The sequence below is a fragment of the Polyangium mundeleinium genome, assembly GCF_028369105.1.
In the GTDB taxonomy this organism is placed as follows: domain Bacteria; phylum Myxococcota_A; class Polyangia; order Polyangiales; family Polyangiaceae; genus Polyangium; species Polyangium mundeleinium.
The window spans coordinates 626836-650015 of record NZ_JAQNDO010000001.1 but is presented as its reverse complement, the minus strand read 5'-3'; the positions used below and the strand labels follow the sequence as shown (position 1 = coordinate 650015).

At 68.8% G+C, this 23180-nt stretch carries 21 protein-coding genes; 12 read left to right on the top strand and 9 right to left on the bottom strand.

Features of this window, described 5'->3' with window-relative positions; genetic code table 11:
• Positions 1-7 precede the first annotated feature (7 nt).
• From pilM to gspN, 3 genes are read left to right on the top strand one after another with little or no spacing between them, the layout of a single operon-like run.
• A complete protein-coding gene (gene pilM, locus POL67_RS02690) occupies positions 8-1537 on the top strand; it encodes a type IV pilus biogenesis protein PilM (protein WP_271915220.1) in 1530 nt (509 codons plus the stop codon).
• On the top strand, positions 1534-2133 hold the full coding sequence (locus POL67_RS02685; protein ID WP_271915218.1) for a type II secretion system protein M: 600 nt from the start codon (positions 1534-1536) through the stop codon (positions 2131-2133). Before pilM ends, POL67_RS02685 begins: the two co-directional genes overlap by 4 nt.
• Entirely contained in the window at positions 2130-3443 is a 1314-nt protein-coding gene (gene gspN / locus POL67_RS02680; RefSeq protein ID WP_271915216.1) for a type II secretion system protein GspN, read from the top strand. The genes POL67_RS02685 and gspN overlap by 4 nt, the downstream gene beginning before the upstream one ends.
• Positions 3444-3512: 69 nt before the next feature.
• Here the strand turns inward: gspN and POL67_RS02675 are convergent, their stop codons facing one another.
• Both POL67_RS02675 and POL67_RS02670 read right to left on the bottom strand, forming a co-directional pair.
• Entirely contained in the window at positions 3513-4082 is a 570-nt protein-coding gene (locus POL67_RS02675; protein ID WP_271915214.1) for a cytochrome c maturation protein CcmE, read from the bottom strand.
• A gap of 120 nt (positions 4083-4202) precedes the next feature.
• Positions 4203-4901 (bottom strand): hypothetical protein, encoded by a 699-nt coding sequence (locus tag POL67_RS02670; protein WP_271915212.1) that lies wholly within the window; start codon positions 4899-4901, stop codon positions 4203-4205.
• Between the two features lie 248 nt (positions 4902-5149).
• Between POL67_RS02670 and POL67_RS02665 the strand changes: the two genes are divergently transcribed.
• Entirely contained in the window at positions 5150-8311 is a 3162-nt protein-coding gene (locus tag POL67_RS02665) for a hypothetical protein (protein ID WP_271915209.1), read from the top strand.
• On the opposite strand, the gene POL67_RS02660 is transcribed toward POL67_RS02665, so the two are convergent.
• Positions 8269-9630 carry a hypothetical protein gene (locus POL67_RS02660; RefSeq protein ID WP_271915206.1) on the bottom strand — a complete coding sequence of 454 codons (1362 nt, stop codon included), beginning with the start codon at positions 9628-9630 and terminating at the stop codon, positions 8269-8271. The genes POL67_RS02665 and POL67_RS02660 overlap by 43 nt on opposite strands.
• Positions 9631-9829: 199 nt before the next feature.
• On the bottom strand, positions 9830-10273 hold the full coding sequence (locus tag POL67_RS02655; RefSeq protein ID WP_271915204.1) for a hypothetical protein: 444 nt from the start codon (positions 10271-10273) through the stop codon (positions 9830-9832).
• A gap of 122 nt (positions 10274-10395) precedes the next feature.
• Between POL67_RS02655 and POL67_RS02650 the strand changes: the two genes are divergently transcribed.
• Together POL67_RS02650 and POL67_RS02645 are read left to right on the top strand one after the other, a co-directional pair.
• Positions 10396-11208 (top strand): hypothetical protein, encoded by an 813-nt coding sequence (locus POL67_RS02650; protein WP_271915202.1) that lies wholly within the window; start codon positions 10396-10398, stop codon positions 11206-11208.
• 53 nt (positions 11209-11261) lie between these two features.
• Positions 11262-11447, top strand: coding sequence for a hypothetical protein (locus POL67_RS02645; RefSeq protein ID WP_271915200.1), 186 nt, complete (start codon positions 11262-11264; stop codon positions 11445-11447).
• On the opposite strand, the gene POL67_RS02640 is transcribed toward POL67_RS02645, so the two are convergent.
• Both POL67_RS02640 and POL67_RS02635 read right to left on the bottom strand, forming a co-directional pair.
• A complete protein-coding gene (locus POL67_RS02640; protein WP_271915197.1) occupies positions 11444-12469 on the bottom strand; it encodes a formylglycine-generating enzyme family protein in 1026 nt (341 codons plus the stop codon). The two genes, POL67_RS02645 and POL67_RS02640, sit on opposite strands and share 4 nt — an antisense overlap.
• A gap of 45 nt (positions 12470-12514) precedes the next feature.
• Complete coding sequence (locus POL67_RS02635) at positions 12515-14137, bottom strand: FHA domain-containing protein (RefSeq protein ID WP_271915195.1); 1623 nt, start codon at positions 14135-14137, stop codon at positions 12515-12517.
• A gap of 342 nt (positions 14138-14479) precedes the next feature.
• On the opposite strand from POL67_RS02635, the gene POL67_RS02630 reads away from it, so the two are divergent.
• The gene (locus POL67_RS02630; protein ID WP_271915193.1) at positions 14480-15442 is read left to right on the top strand and encodes an NYN domain-containing protein; all 963 of its coding nucleotides are present in this window, start codon (positions 14480-14482) and stop codon (positions 15440-15442) included.
• 11 nt (positions 15443-15453) lie between these two features.
• On the opposite strand, the gene POL67_RS02625 is transcribed toward POL67_RS02630, so the two are convergent.
• A complete protein-coding gene (locus POL67_RS02625) occupies positions 15454-16335 on the bottom strand; it encodes an MBL fold metallo-hydrolase (protein WP_271915191.1) in 882 nt (293 codons plus the stop codon).
• A 52-nt stretch (positions 16336-16387) separates the two neighbouring features.
• The gene (locus POL67_RS02620) at positions 16388-16546 is read right to left on the bottom strand and encodes a hypothetical protein (protein WP_271915188.1); all 159 of its coding nucleotides are present in this window, start codon (positions 16544-16546) and stop codon (positions 16388-16390) included.
• A gap of 143 nt (positions 16547-16689) precedes the next feature.
• Here POL67_RS02620 and POL67_RS02615 point away from each other — a divergent pair, with 143 nt between their 5' ends.
• The 5 genes from POL67_RS02615 (at position 16690) to POL67_RS02595 (ending at position 22293) form a co-directional block, all read left to right on the top strand.
• The gene (locus tag POL67_RS02615; protein WP_271915186.1) at positions 16690-17847 is read left to right on the top strand and encodes an acyl-CoA dehydrogenase family protein; all 1158 of its coding nucleotides are present in this window, start codon (positions 16690-16692) and stop codon (positions 17845-17847) included.
• A gap of 254 nt (positions 17848-18101) precedes the next feature.
• A complete protein-coding gene (gene kaiC / locus POL67_RS02610) occupies positions 18102-19853 on the top strand; it encodes a circadian clock protein KaiC (RefSeq protein WP_271915184.1) in 1752 nt (583 codons plus the stop codon).
• Positions 19850-20164 (top strand): circadian clock KaiB family protein, encoded by a 315-nt coding sequence (locus POL67_RS02605; RefSeq protein ID WP_271915182.1) that lies wholly within the window; start codon positions 19850-19852, stop codon positions 20162-20164. Before kaiC ends, POL67_RS02605 begins: the two co-directional genes overlap by 4 nt.
• Positions 20165-20173: 9 nt before the next feature.
• Positions 20174-20566 (top strand): circadian clock KaiB family protein, encoded by a 393-nt coding sequence (locus POL67_RS02600; RefSeq protein WP_271915180.1) that lies wholly within the window; start codon positions 20174-20176, stop codon positions 20564-20566.
• A complete protein-coding gene (locus POL67_RS02595) occupies positions 20563-22293 on the top strand; it encodes a hybrid sensor histidine kinase/response regulator (RefSeq protein ID WP_271915179.1) in 1731 nt (576 codons plus the stop codon). The genes POL67_RS02600 and POL67_RS02595 overlap by 4 nt, the downstream gene beginning before the upstream one ends.
• 128 nt (positions 22294-22421) lie before the next feature.
• On the opposite strand, the gene POL67_RS02590 is transcribed toward POL67_RS02595, so the two are convergent.
• Positions 22422-23165 (bottom strand): YqjF family protein, encoded by a 744-nt coding sequence (locus tag POL67_RS02590; protein WP_271915177.1) that lies wholly within the window; start codon positions 23163-23165, stop codon positions 22422-22424.
• Positions 23166-23180: the final 15 nt, after the last annotated feature.

The window sequence follows — 23180 nt, the reverse complement described above, 5'->3', positions numbered from 1 at the left end:
CATCACGATGTCCAAAATTCTCGGTATCGACGTCGGCAAAGCGGTGGTGAGGGTGGCGCTCCTGCGCCTCTCGTACCGCAAGATCACGCTCGAGGCCCTCGGCGAGGCGCCCGTCACCGGCCTCGAAATCGACGCCATCCGCGCCGCCGTGGGCGGCCACAAGGCCGACGCGATCTCGATCGCGATCTCGGGCGAGCGGACGTTCTTCCGGTCGATCGACATGCCAACGTCGGCGCTGAAGGAGATCGACAACGTCCTGCCGTTCGAGCTCGAATCCCTGATCCCGTTCGAGATCACGGACGCGGTGTTCGATTACCGCATGGACAAGAACCCGGGCGGCGACACCGTGCCGATCTTCGCGGCCATCGCGCGCATCGAGGACGTCAAGCAGCGCATCGACGCCGTGCGCGAGGCCCTCGGCATGGAGCCCGAGCGCGTCGGCACGGGCGCGCTGCCGCTCGCGAACCTCGCGGGCGTGATGCCCGAAATCGAAAAGCCATTCGGCAAAGAGGCCGCCGCGGGCGAGGCTGCGCTGCCCGTCGCGATCCTCGATCTCGGCGAGGCCACGAGCGACATCGTGATCCTGCGCGGCGGCGACCCCGTCTTCGCGCGCACGCTCTCGCGCGGCACGCTCGGTTTGCCCGGGAGCGCGCCCGCGCTCTCGCGTGAGTTGCGACAAACCCTGGCTGCATGGCGCGCCTCGGGCGGCAGCCCGCTCGCGGGCATGTACCTCGTCGGCGGCGGGGCGAGCGCGCAGGGCGCGGAGGCGTATCTCGCGACCGAGCTCGGCATCACGATCCTGCCCTTGCCGAAGCCGCGCCTCGAAGGCGTCACGGCCGAGCAAGAATCGATGCTCCCGCGCTTCGCGAAGGCCATTGGCCTCGCGATGGGCCTCGCCGGCAAAGCACGCGGCCTCAACCTGCGCCAGGGCGGCCTCGAAGCCGCGCGAAGTTATCCGTTCCTCCGCGAAAAGATCCCGCTCCTCGCGGGCCTCGCCGCCGCGGTCGTCGTGAGCTTCGGCTTCAGCTTGCTCGCCCAGCACCGGAGCCTCTCGGCCGAGAAGGAAATGCTCCTCTCGCGGCTCGAAACGGCGACGGGCGACGTGTTCGACGAGGAGACGAAGGAGCCGGAGAAAGCGCGCAGCATGCTCGACAAGGGCCCCGGCAGCACCGACGAGGACCCGCTGCCGCGCGCGGACGCATTCGACGTCATGGTGAAACTCTCGGAGGTCGTGCCCAAGGAGATCACGCACGACGTCCTCGAGTTCGACGTGAACCGCGGCCACGTCTCGATTCAAGGCACGGTTCCTTCGATCCCCGACGCGCAGGCGATCGCGGACAAGATGAAGGAGCACAAGTGCTTCAAGGACGTGAAGATCAGCCGCACGGCCCAGTTCAGCGAGGGCAAACAGAAATACGTGCTCGAGCTCGACGTGAAGTGCGACGACAAGAAGAAAAAGACCACGACGAAACCCTCGGGCGCCGCTGACACGGCGGACTCGTCCTCGCCCGCGGCCGGCAAGGAGGAAGGCAAGTGACGTTCGCGGAGCGCCTTGAAAAACTCGAGCCGCGCGAGCGCAAGCTGCTCGGCGTCCTCGTCGGCATCATGGCGGCGCTGCTCGTGCTCGCGATGCCGATCTACGCCTGGAGCGCCGTGAGCTCGTCGCGCACCGAGAACGACGAGATCCGCGCCCTCATCGACGAGGTCTACAAAGCGCGCCTCTCGGTCGCCGAGCGCAAGGCGAAGCAAGACGCGCTGCTCGCGCGGTACGGCCGCCCCGCCCCCGCGCTCGCCGGCTTCATCGAGGACGCCGCGAAGCAGAACGGGATCACGATCGCGGACGCGCAGGACAAACCCGAGGTCCCGCACGGGAAGAAGTACTCTGAGCGTCTCACCGTGGTGAAGATGCACAAGGTCGGCATGCTGGCGCTCGTGAAGACGATCGAGCGGATCGAGCAATCGGGCCACGCCGTCGCGGTGACGCGCCTCAACATCCGCCCGCGCGCCGGCGAGCCGGACTCGTACGAGGTGGAGCTCGGCGTGAGCGCCTACGACCGCAAGCCCGACGCGAAAGAAAAAGACAAGGACAAGGGCGAGCCGAAGGATACGGCCGAGGAGGAAAAGACCCCGTGAAGGCCCGTTTCCTGCGTATTGTAAAATTCCTCGCCTACCCGGCGCTTTATTGCTTCTGCCTCGGGCTCTTCTTTTATGTGGCCTTCCCCTGGGATCGCCTGAAGGATCGCCTCGTCGCCGAGTTCCAGGCCGCGCAAAAAGGCAAAAGCGCGGGGCAACGGCTGGAGATCGACGAGCTCGATTCGTACTGGTTCACGGGCGTCGAGGCGACGGGCGTCCGGCTCTACCTGCCTCCGAGCGACGACACGTCGTCGAGCGCGTCCGGCCCCTTCGGCAGCAGCACCGACAAGGACAAACCCGCCCCGAAGGAGAGCGTGATCGAGGTCGAAGAGGTGGAGGCGCGGCTGCAGATCCTGCCGCTCTTCCTCGGCCGCGTGCGCATCAAGTTCTGGGCCAAGGCCTTCGAGGGCGAGGTCAAAGGCACGGTGCCCGTCGGCGGTTCGAGCGGGCCCGTGGAGGTCGAGCTCGAAGGCGTGAACCTCGCGAAGGTCGACGTGATCAAGGACTTCCTCGGCGTGCCGGTGAAAGGCGTCGCGAAGGGGACGTTCGAGCTCGCGGCCGAGGGCGGGAAGTTCAGCAAGGCAAACGGCGCGCTCGACCTGACGATCGCCGAGATGGTCGTCGGCGACGGGAAGTCGAAGATCAAAGGCCAGATCGCGCTGCCCGAGGCGAAGCTCGGGGATCTCGTGATCGCGGCCGAGGCAAAGGAAGGCGTCCTCAAGGTCACGAAGCTCGAAGCGAACGGCTCCGACATCGAGCTCGCCGGCGACGGGAAGGTGAACGTGCGCGAGCCGTGGAACAGCTCGGCCGCCGACCTCTACGTGCGCTTCAAGTTCACCGACGCCTACCGCAACAAGAGCGATCTGACGAAGTCGTTGCTCGGCGCGCCAGGCTCGAGCGCGCCGTCGCTCTTCGAGCTGGCCGATCCGAAGATCAAGCGAGCCAAACGGCAAGACGGGTTCTACGGCTGGCACGCGCACGGCGCGCTGTCGCGGCTGAAGTTCGATCCGCACTCGACCGACGGCCCGGCCGCCGGGCGAGGCCGCGGCAAGGGCGACTCGCCGTTCCCGTCGAAGAAGTCCGGTTTGCCCCTGGGCACGTCGACGGTGAAGGACAAGGGCGACGAGGAGCCCGCACGCGCGCCCGCCGCCCCGGAGCCGAAAGCTGTGGAGCCGCCGCGCGAGGCGCCCCCGCCGCCGGAGCCCGCGGACAGACCCGCCCCGACGAGCGAGCCCGCGCCCGCGATGCCGCCCGAAGAGCTGCCCCCGGCCCCCACCCCGCGAAACCGGGGCCAAGCCGAGCCCGAATGAACGAATGAAAACGAAAACGCCGGGCCCCTTCTCCAGGGCGCCCGGCGTTTTTCTTTGGAGCCGCTCCGATCAGTTGATCGGCATCCCCTTCGCCTCGCCCTGCGTCATCTCGTGGGTCTTGGGGTCGTACTTCGAGGTGCACTTCGCCATGACGAGCGTGGCCTCGAAATCGGCCGCCGACTTGAGCGAGCCCTCGACGGTGACCTGCACGCCGCCGGTCGGTACGTCGCGGAACGTGTCGGGAATGACGCACTGAGGATACCGAACGGGCAAGGTCTGCTTGCCGTCCTTGCCATGAATGGTGAAGCGATACTCGCAAGGCTTGTCGCGCTTTTCGAGGGTGCCCGGCACGAGCTCGCCCTCGACGCGGACCTTGCGGCCCATCAGTTTGTCCTGCTGCGCGAGGAGCTGATCGACGGGCGTCGCGTAAATGGCCGCTTCCTTGAAGCCGAACATGAAGAGGCCGACGAGCGCGCCGCCCATGACGAGCAGCGTGATCAAAAGGCCCAAGCTGCTGTTCTTCGGCCGCGCCTTCTCGGCCGTCTGGGGCACGGTGAGGGGCGGCATCGCCGCCGGCCCGTCGTCGTCCCGTCCAATCCCCGCAGCCTGCGCGAGCTCCTCGTCCAGCTTCTTGCTCATGACGAGCTCAGGGTAGCGAACCTTTCCGGGCAGGTCGAGGGGCAGGAAAGGAAAGCAGGGCGGGGGTAGGTGCCTCCGCCCTGCTTCAGGGATTTGGGGCCGAGCCCCGGTTCAGCAGCTCTAGTCCTGGGGCTTCTGCTGGCCGCTCTGAACCCCCTCCTGGCCCCACTGGCGCACGAAGGCGCGCGTCTGGTTACGCAGGTTGGGCACACCACTCGCGTCCTGGGCGAGCAGGAGGATACGAATCTCGTTGCCCTGCTCGATGAGGCCCGAGCGGCCCGCCATCTGGCCGAGGTCGAAGAGCGCGCAACGCTCCGCCGCGCTGGTGGGCCGCGCCGCGTGCTGCTCGCCGGCTGGAGGGCTCATCGTGTACGCGATGTGGATCGCATCGCCGCGCAAGGTGGAGAGGTCCACGCCCGCCTTGGGGCTCGCGATGATCGCGACGCCCCCCTCGATGTCCTCGACGCGAAGGTTCGAGTGCTGGACGAACGAGGAGCACATCTCCTGCTCGCTCATCATGCCCATGCCCGCATGTCCGCCCTGGTCCTGGCCGGCCTGGCCCTGGCCATACTGTCCCGCCTGGCCCTGTCCCGCCTGGCCCTGGCCATACTGTCCCGCCTGGCCCTGGCCATATTGCCCTGCCTGGCCCTGACCGTAGTACGGGCTCGGTTGCCCCTGCTCCGCGGGGGCAGCGGCCTCGAAGGCCGGCGTCGGGCGCCGCTGCGCACTCTGCGCGGGTTTTTCGCCACGCCCGCATCCCACGCCAAGGGTCATGAGGGCCGCGGCACCGAGCATCGTGAGCTGCATGGTCTTCGTCATCGAAAGTCCTCCTGAGAGGTAGAGGCATCGCCTCCGAACGCGGGGAGGCACTCGAAAGAAAGCCCCTCGCGATCCGGAAAAACCCCCTGCCGTTCGTCGGACATTGCAGCCGACGTGCCCCCGAGCACGTACGGCGCGGACACCTCGCGAGCGGCACGGCGTGCACGCGGCCGCCGTCCAGGGACACGACGCGCTCGTGCTGCTCTTCCTGCACGCCCGGCAAAGTCCGCGTTAAGGTGGGCGCGATCGTGGCGCGCCTCCCCCTCTCTCGTCGTGTGCAAAAAGGCCCGAGTTTTCTGCTGCTCTGGCTGCTCGTCGGAAGCTCTGCCTGCTCGGGCGCGAGCGTACGTGACAGGCAGCAGCCGAGCGGAGGGGGGCCACCGAGCGAGCAGCGGGCGCAAGCGGCGGGGGTGCCGAGCTCGGCCGCGGGCGCGCAGGTGACGCGTTTGCCGCTGGGCGCAGCGGAGGAGGCGGGCCTGCCGATGTCGGTGGAGCCGGTGTTCGGGGAGGCAGCGGCGCTGCTCGTGTCGCAGGCAGCGGGCGAGCCCGAGGGGTATGTGCGGTGGGTGGAGGAGTCCGGTCGGATGGGGCCGATCGTGCGGCTCGTGGATGAAAACGTGGTGCTGGCGTTCACGCGGAGCGACGGGAAGCGGGCGCTAGTGACGTCGGTGGACGGGGAGCGGTTGTGTTTGTCGGTGTTCGAGAAGACGTCGGAGGTGGCGGAGATCCGGGCGTGTGAGCGGGTTGGGGATGTGAAAGCGATTGCGGTGAGCGGGGAACGGGTGGCGTTGATCTCGGTGGAGACGGTGGGGGCCCATGCGGGGTCGGGGGATCGGCGCGGGGCCGCCTCTTTTTTGGGGGCGGGGGCGGTTCCCCCGAACTCGGGGCCTGCGGCCCCTCAAACAACAGGACCCACCACCCCCGCCCCCAAAAAAGAGGCGACCTCGCGCCTCGTCCAGAATCGCAAGGCGCCGGCGGCGGGGAAAAAGGGGAATGGGGGGAAGAAGGCCGGGGGGAAGAAGAAGGAGGTGGTGAAGAAGGCTGCGCCGAGGCCGACGGTGGAGGTGACGGTGCGGTGGTTGTCGCGGGATGGGGTGTTCGAGGGGGAGGCGACGGCGACGGGGTTGCGGTTTGTCCCGCCGCTGGAGGGGATGGGGGTGGTGGATGCGCGGGGGTCGGCGCGGGGGGTGGAGATTGTTTGGTATGAGAGTGCCAAACCGTCGGGGGCGAGGAAGGCGACGGGGATGGGGTGGGCCGCGGTGGGTGGGGGGGTGATTGGGGCGGATGGAAGGTTCGAGGCGAAGAGTCGATCGAGGGTGGTGGAGGGGGAGCTGGAATGGGGAGCGTTGAAGGGGTTTTATGCGCCGCGGCTGGTGGGAGGGGCGCAGGCGGGGCTGTTGACGCAGCCGGTGGCGAGGGGTGGGAGCTGTGAGGTGAGCTGGCTCGGAGGGGCGGCGGCGAAGCTCGGGCGGGGGGCGTGTGCGGTGGAGCCGGGGGCGGCGGCGGGTTTCGAGAAGATTCTGGAGGCGGAGCCCCGGCGGATGGGGGGGCAGGGGCGCAATGATGTGGGGCTCGTGGTGTGGGCCGGGGAGCGGGCGTTTTTTACGACGAGTGATGGGCGGGGGCTGCGGTCGGCCGGGCGTGATGGGAGTTTGCGGGAGGAGGGAGCGGCGTTTCCGACGCGGCGGGGGCGGGTGCATTGGGCGCGGGTGTGGCCGGATGGAACGGGGGTGGCGCTGGCCGGGGGGCGGGTGCGGGTGCTGGAAGGGGATGGGGTGCGGGAGGGTTTGTCGAAGGAGGAGATTTTTGCGGGCGGGCGGAGCGCCGGGGCCGTGGCGGGGATCGGGAAGATCGGGGGGGCGGTGTGGGTGGCGCGGGGGGATGTGGGGCGGGTGGCGCCGGCGGGTGGGATGGCAGAGGTTTGGCGGGGACGGGTTTGGCCGGATGGAGCGGCGCTGGTCGGGGGGAAGGGGAAGGGGTTGTTGATGGAGCTGTCCGGGGGGCGGCTGCATGTGGCGGGGCTTTTGGAGGAGGGGAAGGTGGGGGCGCCGGCGCTGTCGAATGGGCGAGCGCGGAGCGCAGCCTCGCCGGTTCGGCCAGGGTTTGCCGCGGTGGAGCGGGGTGCGGGTGGCGCGATCGTGGCGGGCGTGGGGGTGGGCTCGGATGAGGAGGTGGTGGCATTCGTGGTGGACGGGGCCGGTCGGCTCGGTCCGGTCGCGAAGACGTCGCTGAAGGTGCGGGCCGGGGAACTGGGGGTGCGTTTGTCGGGGCTGCCCGGGGGCGGGGCGCTGCTGTCGGACGAGGGGCGGCGGTATGTGGTTTGGCTGGACGAGGAGGGGCGTGAGGTCGGGGCGGCGGCTTGGCCGGAAGGGGTGGCGGCGGGGGTTTGTCAGGACGGGTCGGCGGGGCCGCGGTTTTATCCGTCGGGGAAGCCGGGCGGGTTCGTCGAGGTGGACGCGCTGGCGGCGCCGGGGACGTGCGTGGTGGGGGAGCCCGGATGGGCGACGGACGGGTCCTTGCGGTGGTTCGGGACGCGCGCCGAGGGGCGGGACGTGGTGCCGGAAGCCGGGGTGGTGCGGGGGCTCGGGGCGGCTGTGGAGCGGGCCGGCGCGGAGGGCGCGGAGGAGGTCGAGGAGGTGAAGGCGACGGCGCCGCGGCCGTGTCCGCCGGAAATGGTGCTCGTGCAGGGAAAGCTCTGCGTGGACCGGTTCGAGGCGACGATGGTGGACGTGGCGAGCGGGGAGGCGCTTTCGCCGGATTTCCCGGTGACGCCGAATTTGATGGAGATCACGCTGGGGGATTGGTCGACGGGGCGGAGCCGCATGGGCGGGGTGCACGCGCGGGCGATGCCGCTGCCCTTGTTGCCCGGGTGGCAGCGGGGGCAGAAGCTCAACGTGGTGGCGGTGCCGCGGCGGATGGCCCGGCCAAACGGGTATTTGACGGGGCTCGTGGCGGAGAGCGCCTGCGCGGCGGCGGGCAAGCGGCTGTGTACGCTGCCGGAGTTCGTGATGGCTTGCCGGGGGCAGGACGATACACCTTTTCCGTACGGGGATACGTACGTGGAGGGGGCGTGCAACGTGTTCCGGGAGGCGCACCCGGCGGCGATTCTGCATGACAATGCGTCGATCGGGCACCTCGATCCACGATTGAACCACGTGCGCGTCGGGGAGGCGCCGCTGTTCCGGAGGACGGGCGCGACGCCGGTGTGCCGGAGCCGCTGGGGGAACGACGCGATTTACGATATGGTCGGCAACCTGGACGAGTGGGTCGACGAAGGAAGTGGGGCGTTCGCAGGCGGGTTTTATGCGCGGTCGACGCGGTCGGGATGCGACGCGGTGGTGACGGCCCATCCGCGGAGCTACCTCGATTATTCGACCGGGGTGCGGTGCTGCAAGGATGCGGAGCCCTGAAGGGGGCGCCGTCGACGCGCGACGAGCGAGGCGCCGAACGCGACGACGAGCACGACGCCCGCCGAGGACGATGCTCTGCCCCCGGTCACCGCGCACCCGCCGCTCGTCTCCGTCCTCGTCGGCGTGGTCGTCGGTGTCGTGCCAGGCGGGTCGAGACGCACCGTTCGCACGAACAGCGTCGCGCCGTCGTCGTACGCGAGCGCGTACGAGCCGTCGGACGACGCCGCGAGACGAATATCGAGCGATGGCTGGGTCGTGATCACCGCCGTCTCTTCGCGGGGCGCTCCATCCGCGTCGAGCGTGACGATCGACGAGCCGCCGCCATTCGCACGATACGCGAGCGCGATGCTCGTCCCGTTCGTCGCGAGCCGTGGGTCGCGGATCCCCGGCGCCTCCGCGAGATTGTCCAGCGCGCGGATCGTGCCGTCCGCGGCGAGGAAGAACCCGTGGAGATGCTCGCGGTTTTGTCCGCTCGGGTCGCCGGCCGGGAGGAAATACGACCACGAGACGGCGAGCGTCCCGGCGCCGGTGAGCGCCACCGCGATGCGCGCGGAGGTCGCGTCGCGGAAGCCGAGGTACGTCGGCTTCGGATTCGTGTTCGCGTCGTCGAGCGCGGCCAGCGCGACGTTCAGCGACGGATCCGATCCGTTGAGCTGGAAGCCCGCGACGCATTGCGCGGCCCGACATGCGACGTCGACGAGCGGCGAGCCGGTCGGCCAGAACAGCGTGCTCGACCCTGCCTTCGTGATCGCGGCGACGGGACCGTTCGTGCAGGAGAGCACGAGGCCGGTGCTCCGCGCCTCGAGCGCGAGCGGACTGCACTCGACGAGGCCCTGCTCCGCGAGCCCGTACGTTTCGGGGTCCCCCACCGTCCCCGCTTCGTCGACCGCGAACAGACGTGTGCCGACATTGAGACCATCGAGGTCTCCGACCGCGATGCGATACGCGCCGTCCGCGAAGACCGCACGCACCGCGTAGAGCCGCGTCTCTCCCGAATACACGAGGAACCGCGGGACGACGACGCCCTGCTCGGCGTCCACGATCGCGGCGTAGAGATCGCGTACGCCTTCGACCCACGTGACGAGCGTCGACGAGCCGTGCGCAGCGACCGCGTAGTCGTCGCGACGCTCGTCGAGGAACTCGCCCTGGCCGTCCGGAGGCTCGGATATCGCGGGGAGCGTCGCGCCGACGTCGATCGGCGCGCTCAATTCGATCGGATCGGCCAGCGCGATGGACGCATGCGTGACAGCGATCGCGGAAAACAGGCCCGCGAAAAGCGGGCGGCGAAGACGCGGACCAAGCGTGGAGGAGGCAAGCATGCCTCCTTCGACGCCACTTCGTGACCCCTATTCACCTCCCCGGGTCCGCCTCCGAGTCCGATCTCCGCCTCCACGTCCGACTTCGCACTCGAAGCCGTGCGACGCCGCGGAGAAGGCGAGGATGAGGCGTTTGGCGAAGCGGAATCCAGGTGGGAAGAAAAAAAACCGAAGAGGAAACGAAGACGGGGTGACGACCGCTCTAGCCCGGAATCGAGGCCCTGCGCTTGCCGGCGATCGTCTCGGTCCGGGCCCGCTCGAACTTGGGGCGGTCGGCATAGGCCTTGATTCTGCCGCCGAGCGCGACATTCGCGACGGAGACGCCCATCGCCACGATACGCGACTTCACGAGGACGTGCGCGTCTCCCTGCTTCGGGTGCTCCTGCGCCCAGCGCACGAACTCCTGCCGCACGATGCTGTCGTAGCCCGTCACGAGCTCCCAATCGTGGAAGACCTCGATGTCGCCCAGCGTGTGCGACGCGAGGCGGTCGAACGCGCGCATCACGTGCAGCGCGCAGTCGAGGTCCGCGTACCCCGAGACGCGGGTGAAAAACACGCCGTGCGCAGGGCTCGTCATGAGGAGCTCCCAGGCGTCCGTCTTCCAGGACTCTTTCCATTGCCCACGATCGGACAGGGCGTCGGCCATGCTCCCCCATGGTGAGCATGGAATTCGAAAGGACGGAAGGGGGATCGAGACGTGGTACGCCGCGGGGATACGCGTGTAAGCTCACGCCGCGGGCGCCGTTCTCCCGCACGGAAAGGACCGCCATGCCTCGCCTCGCCTCCCTCGCCCTCTGCGCCCTCGCGCTCACCGTCCTCGCGGGCTGCGGGACCAGCTACACGCCCGCACGAAACACCAATTTCGAGATGGATCGCGAGGCCGAGATCGACGACGAGGATATCCGCAAGGCGTTCGAAGCCCGGCCCCAGATGCCCGCCGGCGCGATCCGGCTCGCCTATTACACGCTCGATCCGGAGGTCGCCGGAGACCTGGAAAGAGTGTTCGGCAGGCTGCCCGGCGTCACCAGCGTCTATCGTATTCCGTCCTTGCTCGTCACCGGGCAACGGCGGCTCTCCGAAGGGCATGGGAATGGGTATCCCTACGGACCGCCGCAAGACATCTCGTTGAAAAAGCTCCGCTTGCTGGCGGCCCGCGCGAACACCGACGTGCTCGTCATCGTGGACCACGGCTACCGCAACATGGGCGCCAATCCCCTCGTCGCCACGACCGCCCTGCTTTTGCCCGTGCTCTTCGTGCCGTTCGTCGATACCGAGGTAAAAGGGTACGTCGAGGCGTTCGTCCTGGATGTGCGGAATGGATACCTTTACGGCCACGTCTCCGAGGAGGATACACGCGGAGAGCCGTACGCGACGATCTACGCGAAAAGCGCCAAGGACTACGCCGACGAGCAATGGATCGATCTGCGGCAATCGCTACAAAAACAACTCGCGAAGGTGATCGAGGACGAGCGCGCCCGCAAGCCCGTGCCGAGCGCGCCCCCTCCCCCGCCCCCGCCCGACCCCGCGGTCCCGCTCGCCGCCCCCCCAGCCGCGCCGCCCGGGACGGCCCCCGGGCCCTGAAACGTCGGTTTCGCCCGATTGACGAGGCAGGCGGGTCTCGTCACATCGAAGGTATGCGACCCGTCGTCCGCAATGGCCTCCTCCTCGCCGCCCTGACGCTCGCCGCCGCCTGCCGCGAGCCTCTGCCCAAGGACAAACCGCCCCGCACGCCCACGGGCCCGATCGCCCCCGCCACGAACGAAGTGCCCGGGACGGCCGCGCCGGATGGGACGGCCGCGCCCGATCCCAAGCCGAACTAGCGCTTCTTCTTGCGAGGCTTCTTCTCGACCCCAGGCGCGTCCATGCAGCAGCGGAAGCCCGTCGAATAGTCGTGGTAGGTCGGCTCGTGGGCGATCGTGGTGAACGAGCAGCCCGGGCCGTGCTCCAGGGTGGTGCTGAAAAACCCGCCCATGAAGATGCCATTCCCCACTTTCCAGGGCTGCTTCTTTCGCTCGACCTCGTCCCGCGCCATGACGTCTTCGATATCGGAGCCGACGGCGTCGCTCACCCATTCGTGGAGGTTGCCGACCATGTCGAAGGCGCCCTCGTCGCTGCCGCAGGTCTCGTATTCGCCCGATTTGGCGAGAAACCCAGGCTCGCGGTCGAGCTTCGGGTCGTTGAAGACCTCGTACGTCCAGGCGCCGCGGCTCCGGCCGTAAAACTTTTCGAGGAGGTGGAGCTTGCCGGTATTGCAAGCGCCGCGCTGGCCCTTGTTGCCGTACGGATACCGGTAGCCCTTGCGGCCCTTGCAGGCCCGCGTCCATTCAGCGCGGCTGCAGAGGCGCTTGCCCGCGTGCGCGCAAGCCTCGGCCGCCTCGACGCGGCTGATGTACGCCTGCGGGTAGAAGCCCGCTCCGCTCATGGCGAGGTAAAACGTGCCCTTTTCAGGGCGATCGTAATGGGGCCACGGCGTCACCACGCCGTCCACGGTCTTCGTGGCGAGGTGCGCCTCCCAGCGGTCGACGCAAGCGCGGCCGGTCTTGAGCATCTCGGGAGGACAAACCGGCGGGGATCCGCCGTCGGCCTCCGCATCCGCGCCCGCGTCCGCAATCGCTGCCGGAGCTGCGTCTGCTTCCGCGTCCGCTCCCGCTTCCGCGACGGCCTCCACGATCGCCTCCGCGACCACGGGCAACGTGGACCCCGCGGGAACGGCCTCCGTGGTGCTCGGCGCGGCTTCCCCGCCGGTCGGTTTGGCCTCGGAGGAGCTGCATGCGGCGAGGGAGCCCGCGGCGGTCGAGGTGAGGGCGGCGACGAGGAAAGCGGGGCGAAGATCGAGGCGCATGGGAAGCAAAAGCCGGAACGCACGAGGCCCGGGTGGGCCTTTCCACTATCGTTCTTCTTCGTATTTGAGCTCGTAGTCCCCGACCCCGATCACGTCCCCGGGCTTGAGCGCCGCCGGCGCCGTGAGCTTCTTGCCATTGACGAACGTGCCGCTGCCGCCCCCGAGGTCGGTCAGGTAAAACTTGCCGTCCTGGCCCACGATCGAGCAATGCTCCCGCGACACGTCCGTGCCTTCGAGGCGAATCTGCGCGTGGTTCGTCTGGCCCACCGTGATCGTCATGCCTTCGAGGCGATACCCGTCCTTCGGGCCCTGGCCCTTCACGACGAGCAGGCGGGCGCGGGGGAGGTTTCCGGCGACCGTGGCCATGGCGCGGCGGCTGAGGGGGCCCGCCTGGCTCGCCCCCGCGCGGCGCGAGGCCGCGGCGGCGCGGCCCGCCTGGGCCTTGCGGAAGAGGCGATAGGCCGCAGGGTTCGGCTTCTTCGCGAGCACCTCCGCCTCCTCCGCGAGCTGCGCGATCGTCTCGCCGAGCGGCGTGCCGTCTTCCGCTTCGAGATCGGCCTCGGCGCGCATGCCATCCACCGCGCGCCGGAGCAGCGCCGCCGCCAGTTCGAACGAGCTCTGATCGGCGAGCACACGCGCCGCGGTGCGTGCCTCCTCCGCGAGCGCGACGAGCACCCGCGCGCGCGCCGCCGGGTCGCGCTCGGGCGCGCCGGGCTGCACGTCGACGCCGATCGTTCGATCGAGGACGTGGACGTCCGTCGCGCCGGGGCGGCGATGCGCGAGGCGCGTCCGCACGACCTCGAAGGCCCCATGCACCGAGGCGCCGGGCTCGATCACGACCTCGATGACCAGCGACGCACGTTCGCCCGGCTGGAGGTCCGGCATCTCCACGCGCGCCGCGCCCATGGTCTTGCGCACGCGCACGTCGCCCGCGATGCGGATGATGTCGACGCCGCGCGCAGGCGAAACATCGACCGACACGCCCTCCGCGACCGCGTCGCCCGTCGCGCCCACGGCCAGCGCGAGCTCGGTCGCGCAGAGCGCTGGATCCCGCACGTAATAATACTGGCCGCCACCCGCGACCGCGATGCGCCGCAGGATGTCCTCGTTGTGCTCCTCGCCGTAGCCGAGCGTGGAGACCGCCGCGTCCGCGCGAAACGAAGCCGCGATCTCGGCGAGCGCCTCGGGGCGCCGATCTCCGAGCGTCGGATCGCCGTCGCTGAGCAGGAGGATGCCCCGTCGCTCCGCGGGCACGCGCGGGCCGAGCGCGCTGCGGCTTACGCGCAGGCCGCTCTCCATGTCGGTGCCGCCCTCGGGATCGATACGACGCAAGCTACCCGCGAGCCTGCGGCGCGCGGCCGCGTCGAGCTGTTCGAGCTCCGCGACGACCTCCGCGCCTTCGGAGAACGAGACGATCCCCACGCGATCGGTGGGATCGAGCAGCTCCACCATCCGTTCGATGGAACGGACGACCTGCTCCATCGGCTGGCCCCACATCGACGCGGAGACATCGATCGCGAACACCAGCGCGAGGGGCGGCCGCTCGTGCCGTTCGTCCTCGGGGAGCGCGGCCGAGACCTCGACGACGAGGTGCGCGCGCTGCGGGGCGCCCGGAGCGACACTCCGGACGTCGAGCGCGAGCGAAAGATCGAGGGCAGGACCGGGCATGCGCCCCCAAGAATACCCGGCAGAGGCCGAGGCGCGAGTCGAGATCGTTTGGGTGCTGCCAAATGAGGCACAAGCGGGACGGAGCGCCGCGTCGTCAACACGTCGCCGGATCGGGGGTACGGCCGACCATAACACTGCGATGACGGAGAAAGCGTGAGCGGGCCCGGTGGGCGGGCGTCCTGCAACGCAGAAGCCGTTTTTTTCGGCCGTAGAGCGGGTTGACCGGACGAGGAGCCTCGGACTAAGACACCCGCCCCCGCGATCGCGTGAAGGGATCGCTCGAATGGCCGTGACCGGTTTCGCCGGGGGGCACCGGTTTTCTTTGGTTCAAGCGGCGGTGAGATGCGCGTCTGTATTTTCTTCGACGGCAAGAATTTCCACTCCGGATGGCGTGACGAGGCCGGAGGTCGGAGGCTCGCGTTTCCCAAACTCTCGCGCTGGCTGGTCGATCGTGTAGGCGGCTCGCTGCTTTGGGGCGCTTATTACTATACCGGCGTCGAGATCGGCTCGGCCGCGGTGACCGAAGGGCAGAAGAAGCTCGCGGGCTTCCTCGACATGCTCGAAGTGCAGCCCGGCTTTTTCGTGAAGCGTTTCCCACGCAAAACGACGATGTTCCAGTGTGCCGCGTGCGGCGCCGAGAACCGGTATACACAGGAAAAAGAGGTCGACACCTCGATGGTCGCGGACATGCTCCGTCTCGCGGCCGTCAACGCGTTCGACGTGCTCGTCCTCGTCTCGGGCGACTCCGATCACGCACCGGCCGTCGAAGGCGTGCGGCAGCTCGGCCGCCAGGCGTACGTGTCGACCTGGGGGCGCGCAGGGCTGTCGATTCGGCTGCGCAAGGCGGCGTTCGATCACATCGATCTGCTCGAAGGGATCTCGTTTTTCGAGGATAACGAGGGCTCCGGCGCGCCCGCGCCGCCCGGGCCCGAGCCGCGCTGGGCGAGCGAGGAAATTCCACCCGCCGTGCCGACGCCGCCCGCAGGGTCGGTGCCCCGTGAGGCGATCCACGAGGAGTGCGAGGACGCGGAGGAGGCAGACCCGGACGCGTCCGAATCCGCGCCGCCCTCGTACCAGCCGTCGGACGACGAGTCGGTGTTCATCGAGGAGCTGCGCGCGGCCGAGCGCAGGCTGCGCAACGGGTACGTCGGGGCGAACTACTTCGTGACGCGCTGGCAATCGAACCGGCTCGATCCCTCGCCCGACGCGCGCCGCCGCATGCTCGAGCACCTCGTGACCTCGCGGGTCATCGAGGTCTACCACGCGCCCGACGGAAACGCGGCGATCCGGGCGCGCGACGAGTAAGCCGTTTCAGGTCAAAGGAAGAGGTCGCCGAGCAGCGGGAGCGCGCCGACGCGCACGTCCCGCGACGCGCGCGTGAGGCGCTCGGCGAGCGGACCGAGGCCCACGGCCGGCAAGGCGCGCACGGGCTCGTGCAGCGGGCGGAAGAAATCGTCCCAGTGCGAGAGGAGCACGCTCGCGGGCGAGACGGCGCGCATCACGCGTTCGGGCAGATCGACCCCGCTGCGCCAGCCCGCCACACAAAGCAGGAGCAGGTCGACGTGCCGCGGCGCGGGCTCGTCGGGCAAGAGCTCGGCGCTGCCGAGGTGCACGATCGTGCGGCCAGCGACCTCGATCTCGACGCGGAAGACGGCCCCGCAGCGGTAGCCCTCGGCGCGGACGGGGACGGCGTCGCAGTCGTCGATGTCGCCGGGGAACGGCACGCGGCCGAGGGCGAAGCGCGAGTGCGCGCTCGGCACGAAGCGCAGCCGGAAGGGGCCAACCTCGGCGACAATCGGCGCTTGTCCGGGCGCGCGCTCGACCATGTCGACGCGGGCCTCGGGCACGCCCGCGGCGCGGCAAAGCGCGGCGGCGGAGCGGGAACCGAAGACACGCGCGCCGGTGCGCTTGGCGATGGCGGGCACGTCGAGGGCGTGGTCGAAGTGCGTGTGGCCGACGATCACCGCGTCCGCGCGGCGGATGTAGCGCCCGATCGCGCCGAGATCCGGGGCGAGCGGAGAGGTGATGCACCGGGTGAGCGAGGCACGCGTGACGTAGGGGTCGAGCAGGAGGACGTGGTCCTCGCAGGTGATCTCGAAGCCCGCCGTGCCGAGCCAGCGGACCGTGACGGGGGGGCGGCCGGTCGGGCCCGTAAGGACGAGGTCATCGGGCCGGAAAAACAGGCTTTCGGGGCGCACGGGCCCGGGTATAGGCCCAGTGCGCGGCGCGGGGAAGGTTTTCCTCGTTTCCTCAGCGCCGGCCAATCGGGCGAAACAGGAGGCCCGTCACGGCGAAGGCGATGGAGATGACGAGCAGGAGGTGGATCCACGGGCCTGCCTCGTAGACGCCCGTCACTGCGAGCAACCAGGCGAGGAAGGCGCCGACGGTGAGTCCCCAGAAGACCAGCATCGTCCGGCGCCGTTGCGAAGGGCGTGCCCGGCGGGAGTGGGAAGGTGCGTCGCATGGGGTTCGGGGCGTAGCCAGGCTTGTCCGGGCGTAGCCCCGAGTGTCGACTGGCGGGAAAACGGTGCTCTCGTGCTAGTGTCGCGCGCATGAGCGACGTCGTCTTCGACCTCGAGAACCCGACCGAAGAGCATCGGATGCTGCGCCAGATGGTGCGGAACTTCGTCCGCGACGTGGTGGAGCCGCAGGCGGAAGAACATGATCGCAAGGGCACGCTGAACGTCCCTCTGATGCGGCAGGCGGGCGAGCTCGGCCTGCTCGGCCTCACGATCCCGGAGAAGGACGGGGGCGCGGGCATGGACGCCGTAGGCTCGGTCGTCGTGCACCATGAGCTGTCGAAGAGCGATCCGGGCTTCTGCCTCGCGTACCTCGCGCACGCGGTGCTCTTCGTGAACAACTTCTACTACGCCTCGAACGAAGCGCAGCGTGAGCGCTGGTTGTCCAAGGTGATCTCGGGCGAGTGCATCGGCGCGATGGGCATGACGGAGCCGTCGAGCGGCACCGACGTGCTCGGCATGCGCACGACGGCGCGGCGCGAGGGCGACGGGTTCGTGATCAAGGGCCACAAGGCGCTCATCACGAACGCGATCGATGCCGACGTGTTCATCGTCTACGCGAAGGTCGAGGACGCGGTGACGACGTTCGTCGTCGAGCGAAACGCGCCGGGGTTCTCCGTCGGAAAGAAGACGGAGAAGATGGGCATGCGCGCGAGCACGTTGAGCGAGTTCATGCTCGACGACGTCTTCGTGCCGGCGGAGAACGTGCTCGGCACGGTGGGCGGGGGCGTGCGCAACATGATGCGCAACCTGGAGCTCGAGCGGCTCACGCTGGCGGCGATGAGCCTCGGCATCGCGGATCGTTGCCTCGACATCATGGTGCGGTACGCGGCGGAGCGGACGAGCTTCGGCAAGTCGATCGCGGAGCACGGGCAGATCCAGCGATACATCGGCGAGAGCTTCGCGAAGACGGAAGCCGCGCGGGCGCTCGTCTACTGCGTGGCGCGGGACGTCGGCCCGGCCAAACGCAACCGCATCGGCACGGACGCGGCGAAGCTCTTCGCGGCGCCGGTGGGCAAGGAGGTCGCCGACAACGCGATGCAGGTCCTCGGCGGCTGGGGGTACTGCAACGAGTACAAGGTCGAGCGGTTCCTGCGCGACGCAAAACTGCTGGAAATCGGCGGTGGCACGCTGGAGTCGCACCAGAAGAATCTGACGAAGGAGCTCCTGCGGAAGGTGAAGCAGGATTAAGGCCTACACGGCGAGCGATTTTCTTTCGACAACATTCCCTTCTCCTCCTACGATATCGTCGTCGTTGAACGGACAGGGGGTAGGGAGCCGTGACAACCAGTATCCTGTCTCGCACAGTGGTTGCACCTGTGCGATGGGGGAAATCAAAGAAAGGATATGCCACCTACGGATCCTGCGGGCTCCGTGGACGCACGAGCGGCTCGGCGCGGGCCGAGCCGTGAACGATTGGGCCATCGACTGGGAGTTGGACTCGTATGGACACATACGAATCTGTCAAGATTCTGAGCACGACGGTAGAATCATCCAATGTTCTAAAAAAAACTCCGACCGGTATCAAGGGTTTCGATGAAATCACGGTCGGGGGACTCCCGAGGGGACGCACGTCGCTGGTATGCGGGAGCGCGGGATCGGGCAAGACACTCTTCGCAATGGAGTTCTTGGTCCGCGGCGCGACCGAGCACGGCGAGCCAGGGGTCTTCCTCGCGTTCGAGGAGACCGCCGTGGAGCTCGCGCAGAGCGTCGCCTCGCTCGGCTTCGACCTCGACGCGCTCGTCGCCCGCAAGTTGCTGGCGATCGACTTCGTGCACGTGGAGCGGAGCGAGATCCTCGAGACCGGGGACTACGACCTCAATGGCCTCTTCGTGCGGCTCGCCTGTGCGATCGACTCGGTCGGGGCGAAACGCGTGGTCATCGACTCGCTGGAGACCTTGTTCTCGGCGCTCGGCGATGAGGGCATCCTGCGCTCCGAGTTCCGGAGGCTTTTCCGCTGGTTGAAAGATCGCGGCGTGACCGCCGTCATCACGGGCGAACGCGGCGACGGCACGCTCACGCGGCACGGAATCGAGGAGTACGTCTCCGATTGCGTGATCCTGCTCGAACAACGCGTGCACGAGCGGGTCGCCACGCGTTACCTGCGCGTCGTCAAATACCGCGGGACGATGCACGGGACGAACGAGTATCCGTTCCTCATCGACGCCGGAGGCATCTCGGTCGTGCCCGTGACCTCGCTCGGGCTCGCGCACCACGCCTCCGAGGCGCGCATGTCGACCGGCGTGCCGCGCCTCGACGCCATGCTCGACGGCAAAGGCATCTACCGCGGGACGAGCGTGCTCGTCTCGGGGACCCCGGGCACGGGCAAATCGAGCCTGGCGGCGCACGTGGTCCACAGCGCCTGCCGCCGCGGCGAGCGTTGCCTCTACTTCGCGTTCGAGGAGTCGCAGGGCCAGTTCGTGCGCAACATGCGCTCGATCGGCGTCGACCTCCAGCCGTGGATCGACCAGGGCCGGCTCCTCTTCCAGGCCTCCCGCCCGACGCTCTTCGGGCTGGAGATGCACCTCGCGAGCATGCACCGGCTCGTCGAGACCTTCGAACCGGACGTCGTCGTGATCGATCCCGTGACGAACTTCTCCATGGTAGCGACGGAGTTCGAGGTGCGCGCGATGCTCATGCGGCTCGTCGACTTCCTGAAGAGCCGCGAGATCACCACGATCTTCACGAGCCTGACGGGCGGCAGCGGCACGCTCGAAGGGACGGACATCGGGATCTCGTCGCTCATGGATACGTGGCTGCTCGTGCAGTTCCTCGAAGGCAGCGGCGAGCGGAACCGGGGGCTCTACGTGCTCAAATCGAGGGGCATGGCGCACTCGAACCAGGTGCGCGAGTTCCATATGGGATCCCACGGGATCGACCTGCTCGACGTGTACGTGGGGTCCTCGGGGGTGCTCACGGGGTCGGCGCGGCAGGCGCAGGAAGCCAAGGAGCGCGCCGAGTCGATCACGCGGCAGCAGGAGATCGAGCGCAAGCAGCGCGATCTCACGCGGAAGCGCGCCCAGGTCGAGGCGCAGATCCTCGCGCTCCGGGCAGAGTTCGAAGCAGAGGAGCAGGAGGTCCTGGCCGTCGTGGAGCAGGACAAACGCCGCGAGGTCAGCCTCAGCCGCGACCGTGAACAGATGGCCCGTCTTCGGCAGGCGGATCCGAGCAAGCAGCAGAATGGAGGTGCCAGATGACGAGCCCCGTGAACGGGATCCACGCCGACGTGAGCCCCGACGTATGGGACTTACGGCTCTACGTCGCAGGCCAGACGCGGAAGTCGCTCCTCGCGCTCTCCAACCTGAAGCGGCTCTGCGAGGAGCACCTCGCAGGGAAATACCGCATCGAGATCGTCGATCTGCTCCAGCACCCGCAGCTCGCAGAGGGGGATCAAATCCTGGCGATCCCCACACTCGTGCGGCGGCTGCCCGAGCCCATCCGGAAGATCATCGGGGACCTGTCGAACACCGAGCGTGTGCTCGTGGGTCTCGACATCCGGCCTCGCTAGAAAGCAACCATGGGGGGGAGCGATCAAGACGACGGGCGCCGCGAAGGAACCACCCCAGCGGCCTCGGGAGGCACGAACGACTCCTGGGAGCAGGCGCTCGCCGACAATCTCCAGGAGACGTACGTCCTCCGGCTCTACGTCGTCGGCAACTCCCCCCGATCGCGATGGGCGATCCGCAACGTGCGGAGGCTCTGCGATGAGCACCTCGTGGGTCGCTTCGACCTCGAGGTGCACGACCTGAACCAGGAACCGTGGCTCGCGCGCGACGCGCAAATCATCGCCGCGCCGACGCTGGTGCGGGAGCGGCCGCTGCCTGTGCAGCGCCTCATCGGCTCGCTCTCCGACGTCCAGCGTGTCCTCGTGGGTCTCGGGCTTCCTCCGCACGAACAGGGGGATCCATGACGAAAAAGGACGCCGAGGCGAGCTCCACACCTCCGGACCCGATCGTCGCGCACGACCTCATCCTGCGTGTCGAAGAAGCCGAAGCAACGCTTTCGGCGATCCGCGCGGGCGAGGTGGACGCGCTCGTGATCTCCGCCGACGGCGCGCCGCGCGTGTTCGTGCTGAGAGGCGCCGATCACGCGCATCGGACGCTGCTGGAGAGCCTGAACGAGGGCGCGATGACGATCGCCGGGGACGGGACGATCCTCTTCGCCAACCGCAAGCTCGCCGAGATGCTCGAGCGCCCGCTCGGCAAGGTGCTGGGCGCGTCGCTGTCGGGGTTCGTCGGGCCCGAGGAGGCGGAGGAGCTCTCCGCGCTGCTCGCGCAGGCCAAGGGCGGGAGCGCAAAAGGGGAGATCTCGTTCACGCAAGCAAGCGGCGCGCAGTTGCCGGTGATGTTGTCGATCCAGGACGCGGGCGAGGACGACCCGACATTCACCGGGGTCGCCACGGATCTGACGCCGCTCAAAGCAGCGGAGGCGGCGCTGCGGCAGGTGAACGACGAGCTCGAAGCGCGCGTCGCGGCGAGGACGGCCGAGCTCGTGAAGGCGAACGAGGCGCTCCGCGAGGCCGATCGGCGCAAGGACGAGTTCCTCTCGATGCTGGGGCACGAGCTGCGCAACCCGCTCGCGCCGATCCTGACGGCGGCGGAGATGATCCGCATGTCGACGCAGGGCGACGCGCGGGTCGAGCGGTTCCGGAGCGTGATCGAGCGGCAGGCGCGCAACCTGTCGCGTCTCGTCGACGACCTGCTCGACGTCTCGCGCATCACGCGCGGGACGATCACGCTGCAGACGAAGCTCGTGGATCTCGGGACGATCGTGCGGAGCGCGTTGGACGCTGCGCGGCCGCTCGTCGACGCCTCGGGCCACACGCTCCGGGTGTCGCTGCCGGCGGCGCCGGTGCTCGTGCAGGGAGATCCGACGCGGCTCGAGCAGGTGATCGTGAACCTGCTGAACAACGCGGCGAAGTACACCGAGCACGGCGGGCAGATCGCGCTCTCGGTCGAGCAGGGCCCGGCGGGCGTGACCACGACCGTGAAGGACAACGGGATCGGGATGCCCGAGGATCTCCTGCCGCGCGTCTTTGATCTGTTCGTACAGGGCGAACGTGCGCTCGATCGATCACAGGGCGGGCTCGGCATCGGCCTCACGCTGGTGAAGAGCCTGATCTCGATGCATGGGGGCTCGGTCGAGGCGCGGAGCGAGGGCGTGGGCAAGGGCTCGGAGATCGTGGTGCGCCTGCCGCACGTGCGGCGCGACGGCCCGAGCGCGAAGGCGCACGCGGCGGAGGAGGCTCCGGCGAGCGCGCAACGAGCGCTCGTCGTCGAGGACAACACGGACGCGGCGGACATGCTCTCCGAGCTGCTCGGGCTCTGGGGCTACGACGTGCGGGCCGCGCAGAGCGGCGAGGAAGGCGTTTCGCTCGCGGCGACGTTTCGTCCGCATGTGGTGCTGGTCGACATCGGCTTGCCGGGGATGGACGGGTTCGAGGTGGCGCGGCGGCTGCGCGCGACGAGGCCGACGTCAAAGGCGCTGGTGATCGGCGTGAGCGGGTACGGGCAAGAGGCGGATCGACGCAAGGCCGAGGAGGCGGGCATCGATCACCAGCTCATGAAGCCGCTCGATCCGCAGGTGCTCCAGGGGCTGCTCACGCGCGCGAAGAAACCGGGCGCGCGGAGCTCGTAGCAGGCTGTTGAGAAACGCCGCGAGCGTCCTGGAGCCAGGGAGGAGGACGCAGGAATACGAGAGTATTCCGAGGACGACGACCGACGATCCAGGGCGCGCAGCAAGTTTATCAACAGCCTGCTTGGGGTTCAAACGACCGGCACGAGCTTGTAGACGTCGACGTCGACGCCGGGGCTGTAGAGCGCGAGCGGCTCGCCTGCGGGCGCTGGCAAGCCCGCGGCCGCGACCATTCCGTCGCGCCACGATTCGACCTTCACCTCGTGGAGCGGATACGGCACGTGGTGGACGCGCCCGAGCGACAAACCCGAGCGGGTGCGGGCGTAAAGGATGTACCGCTCGGCGAAGAAATGCGTGAGCGTGCCGGGTTTGGCGGAGCCGATCGATTCTCCGACATGGTAACGCGCCTCGAATGCAGCCGGCGTGGGTCCGGGGAAGAGGCGCTTGCTCCGGTAATCGACGGTGTTCCCCGCGATGTCGAGCGTCATCGAGGCGCGGTGGTACGGCAAGTGCCAGCCGGCGCGCGCGACGGCCACCGCAATCGTCGCGGCCGCGTCGAGGCTGAAGAACCAGACGCCCGGATCCTTGCCGCGGAGATGCACATACGTCCGGACGTTCAGCTCGTGAAAGTGCGAAATCCCCGGCACGGACGGAGACCAGCGGGGCGCGACGTCCCGCATCGTGAACGGCACGACCCCGACCCACGCTTTTCCCTCGAACGTGTCGACCGAGAGCTCGGGGGGCAGGAGCCTCGCGATCGCCTCGGCCGGCACCTCCCAGTGCAGGAAGAGCAGGGTTCGCCACCGCTGGAAGCCGGCGGGCCGGCCCGGCGGACGTTCGGCCGGAGAGAGGCGGTCGATCATGGTGGGGGACATGGTACCTCTTCCCGC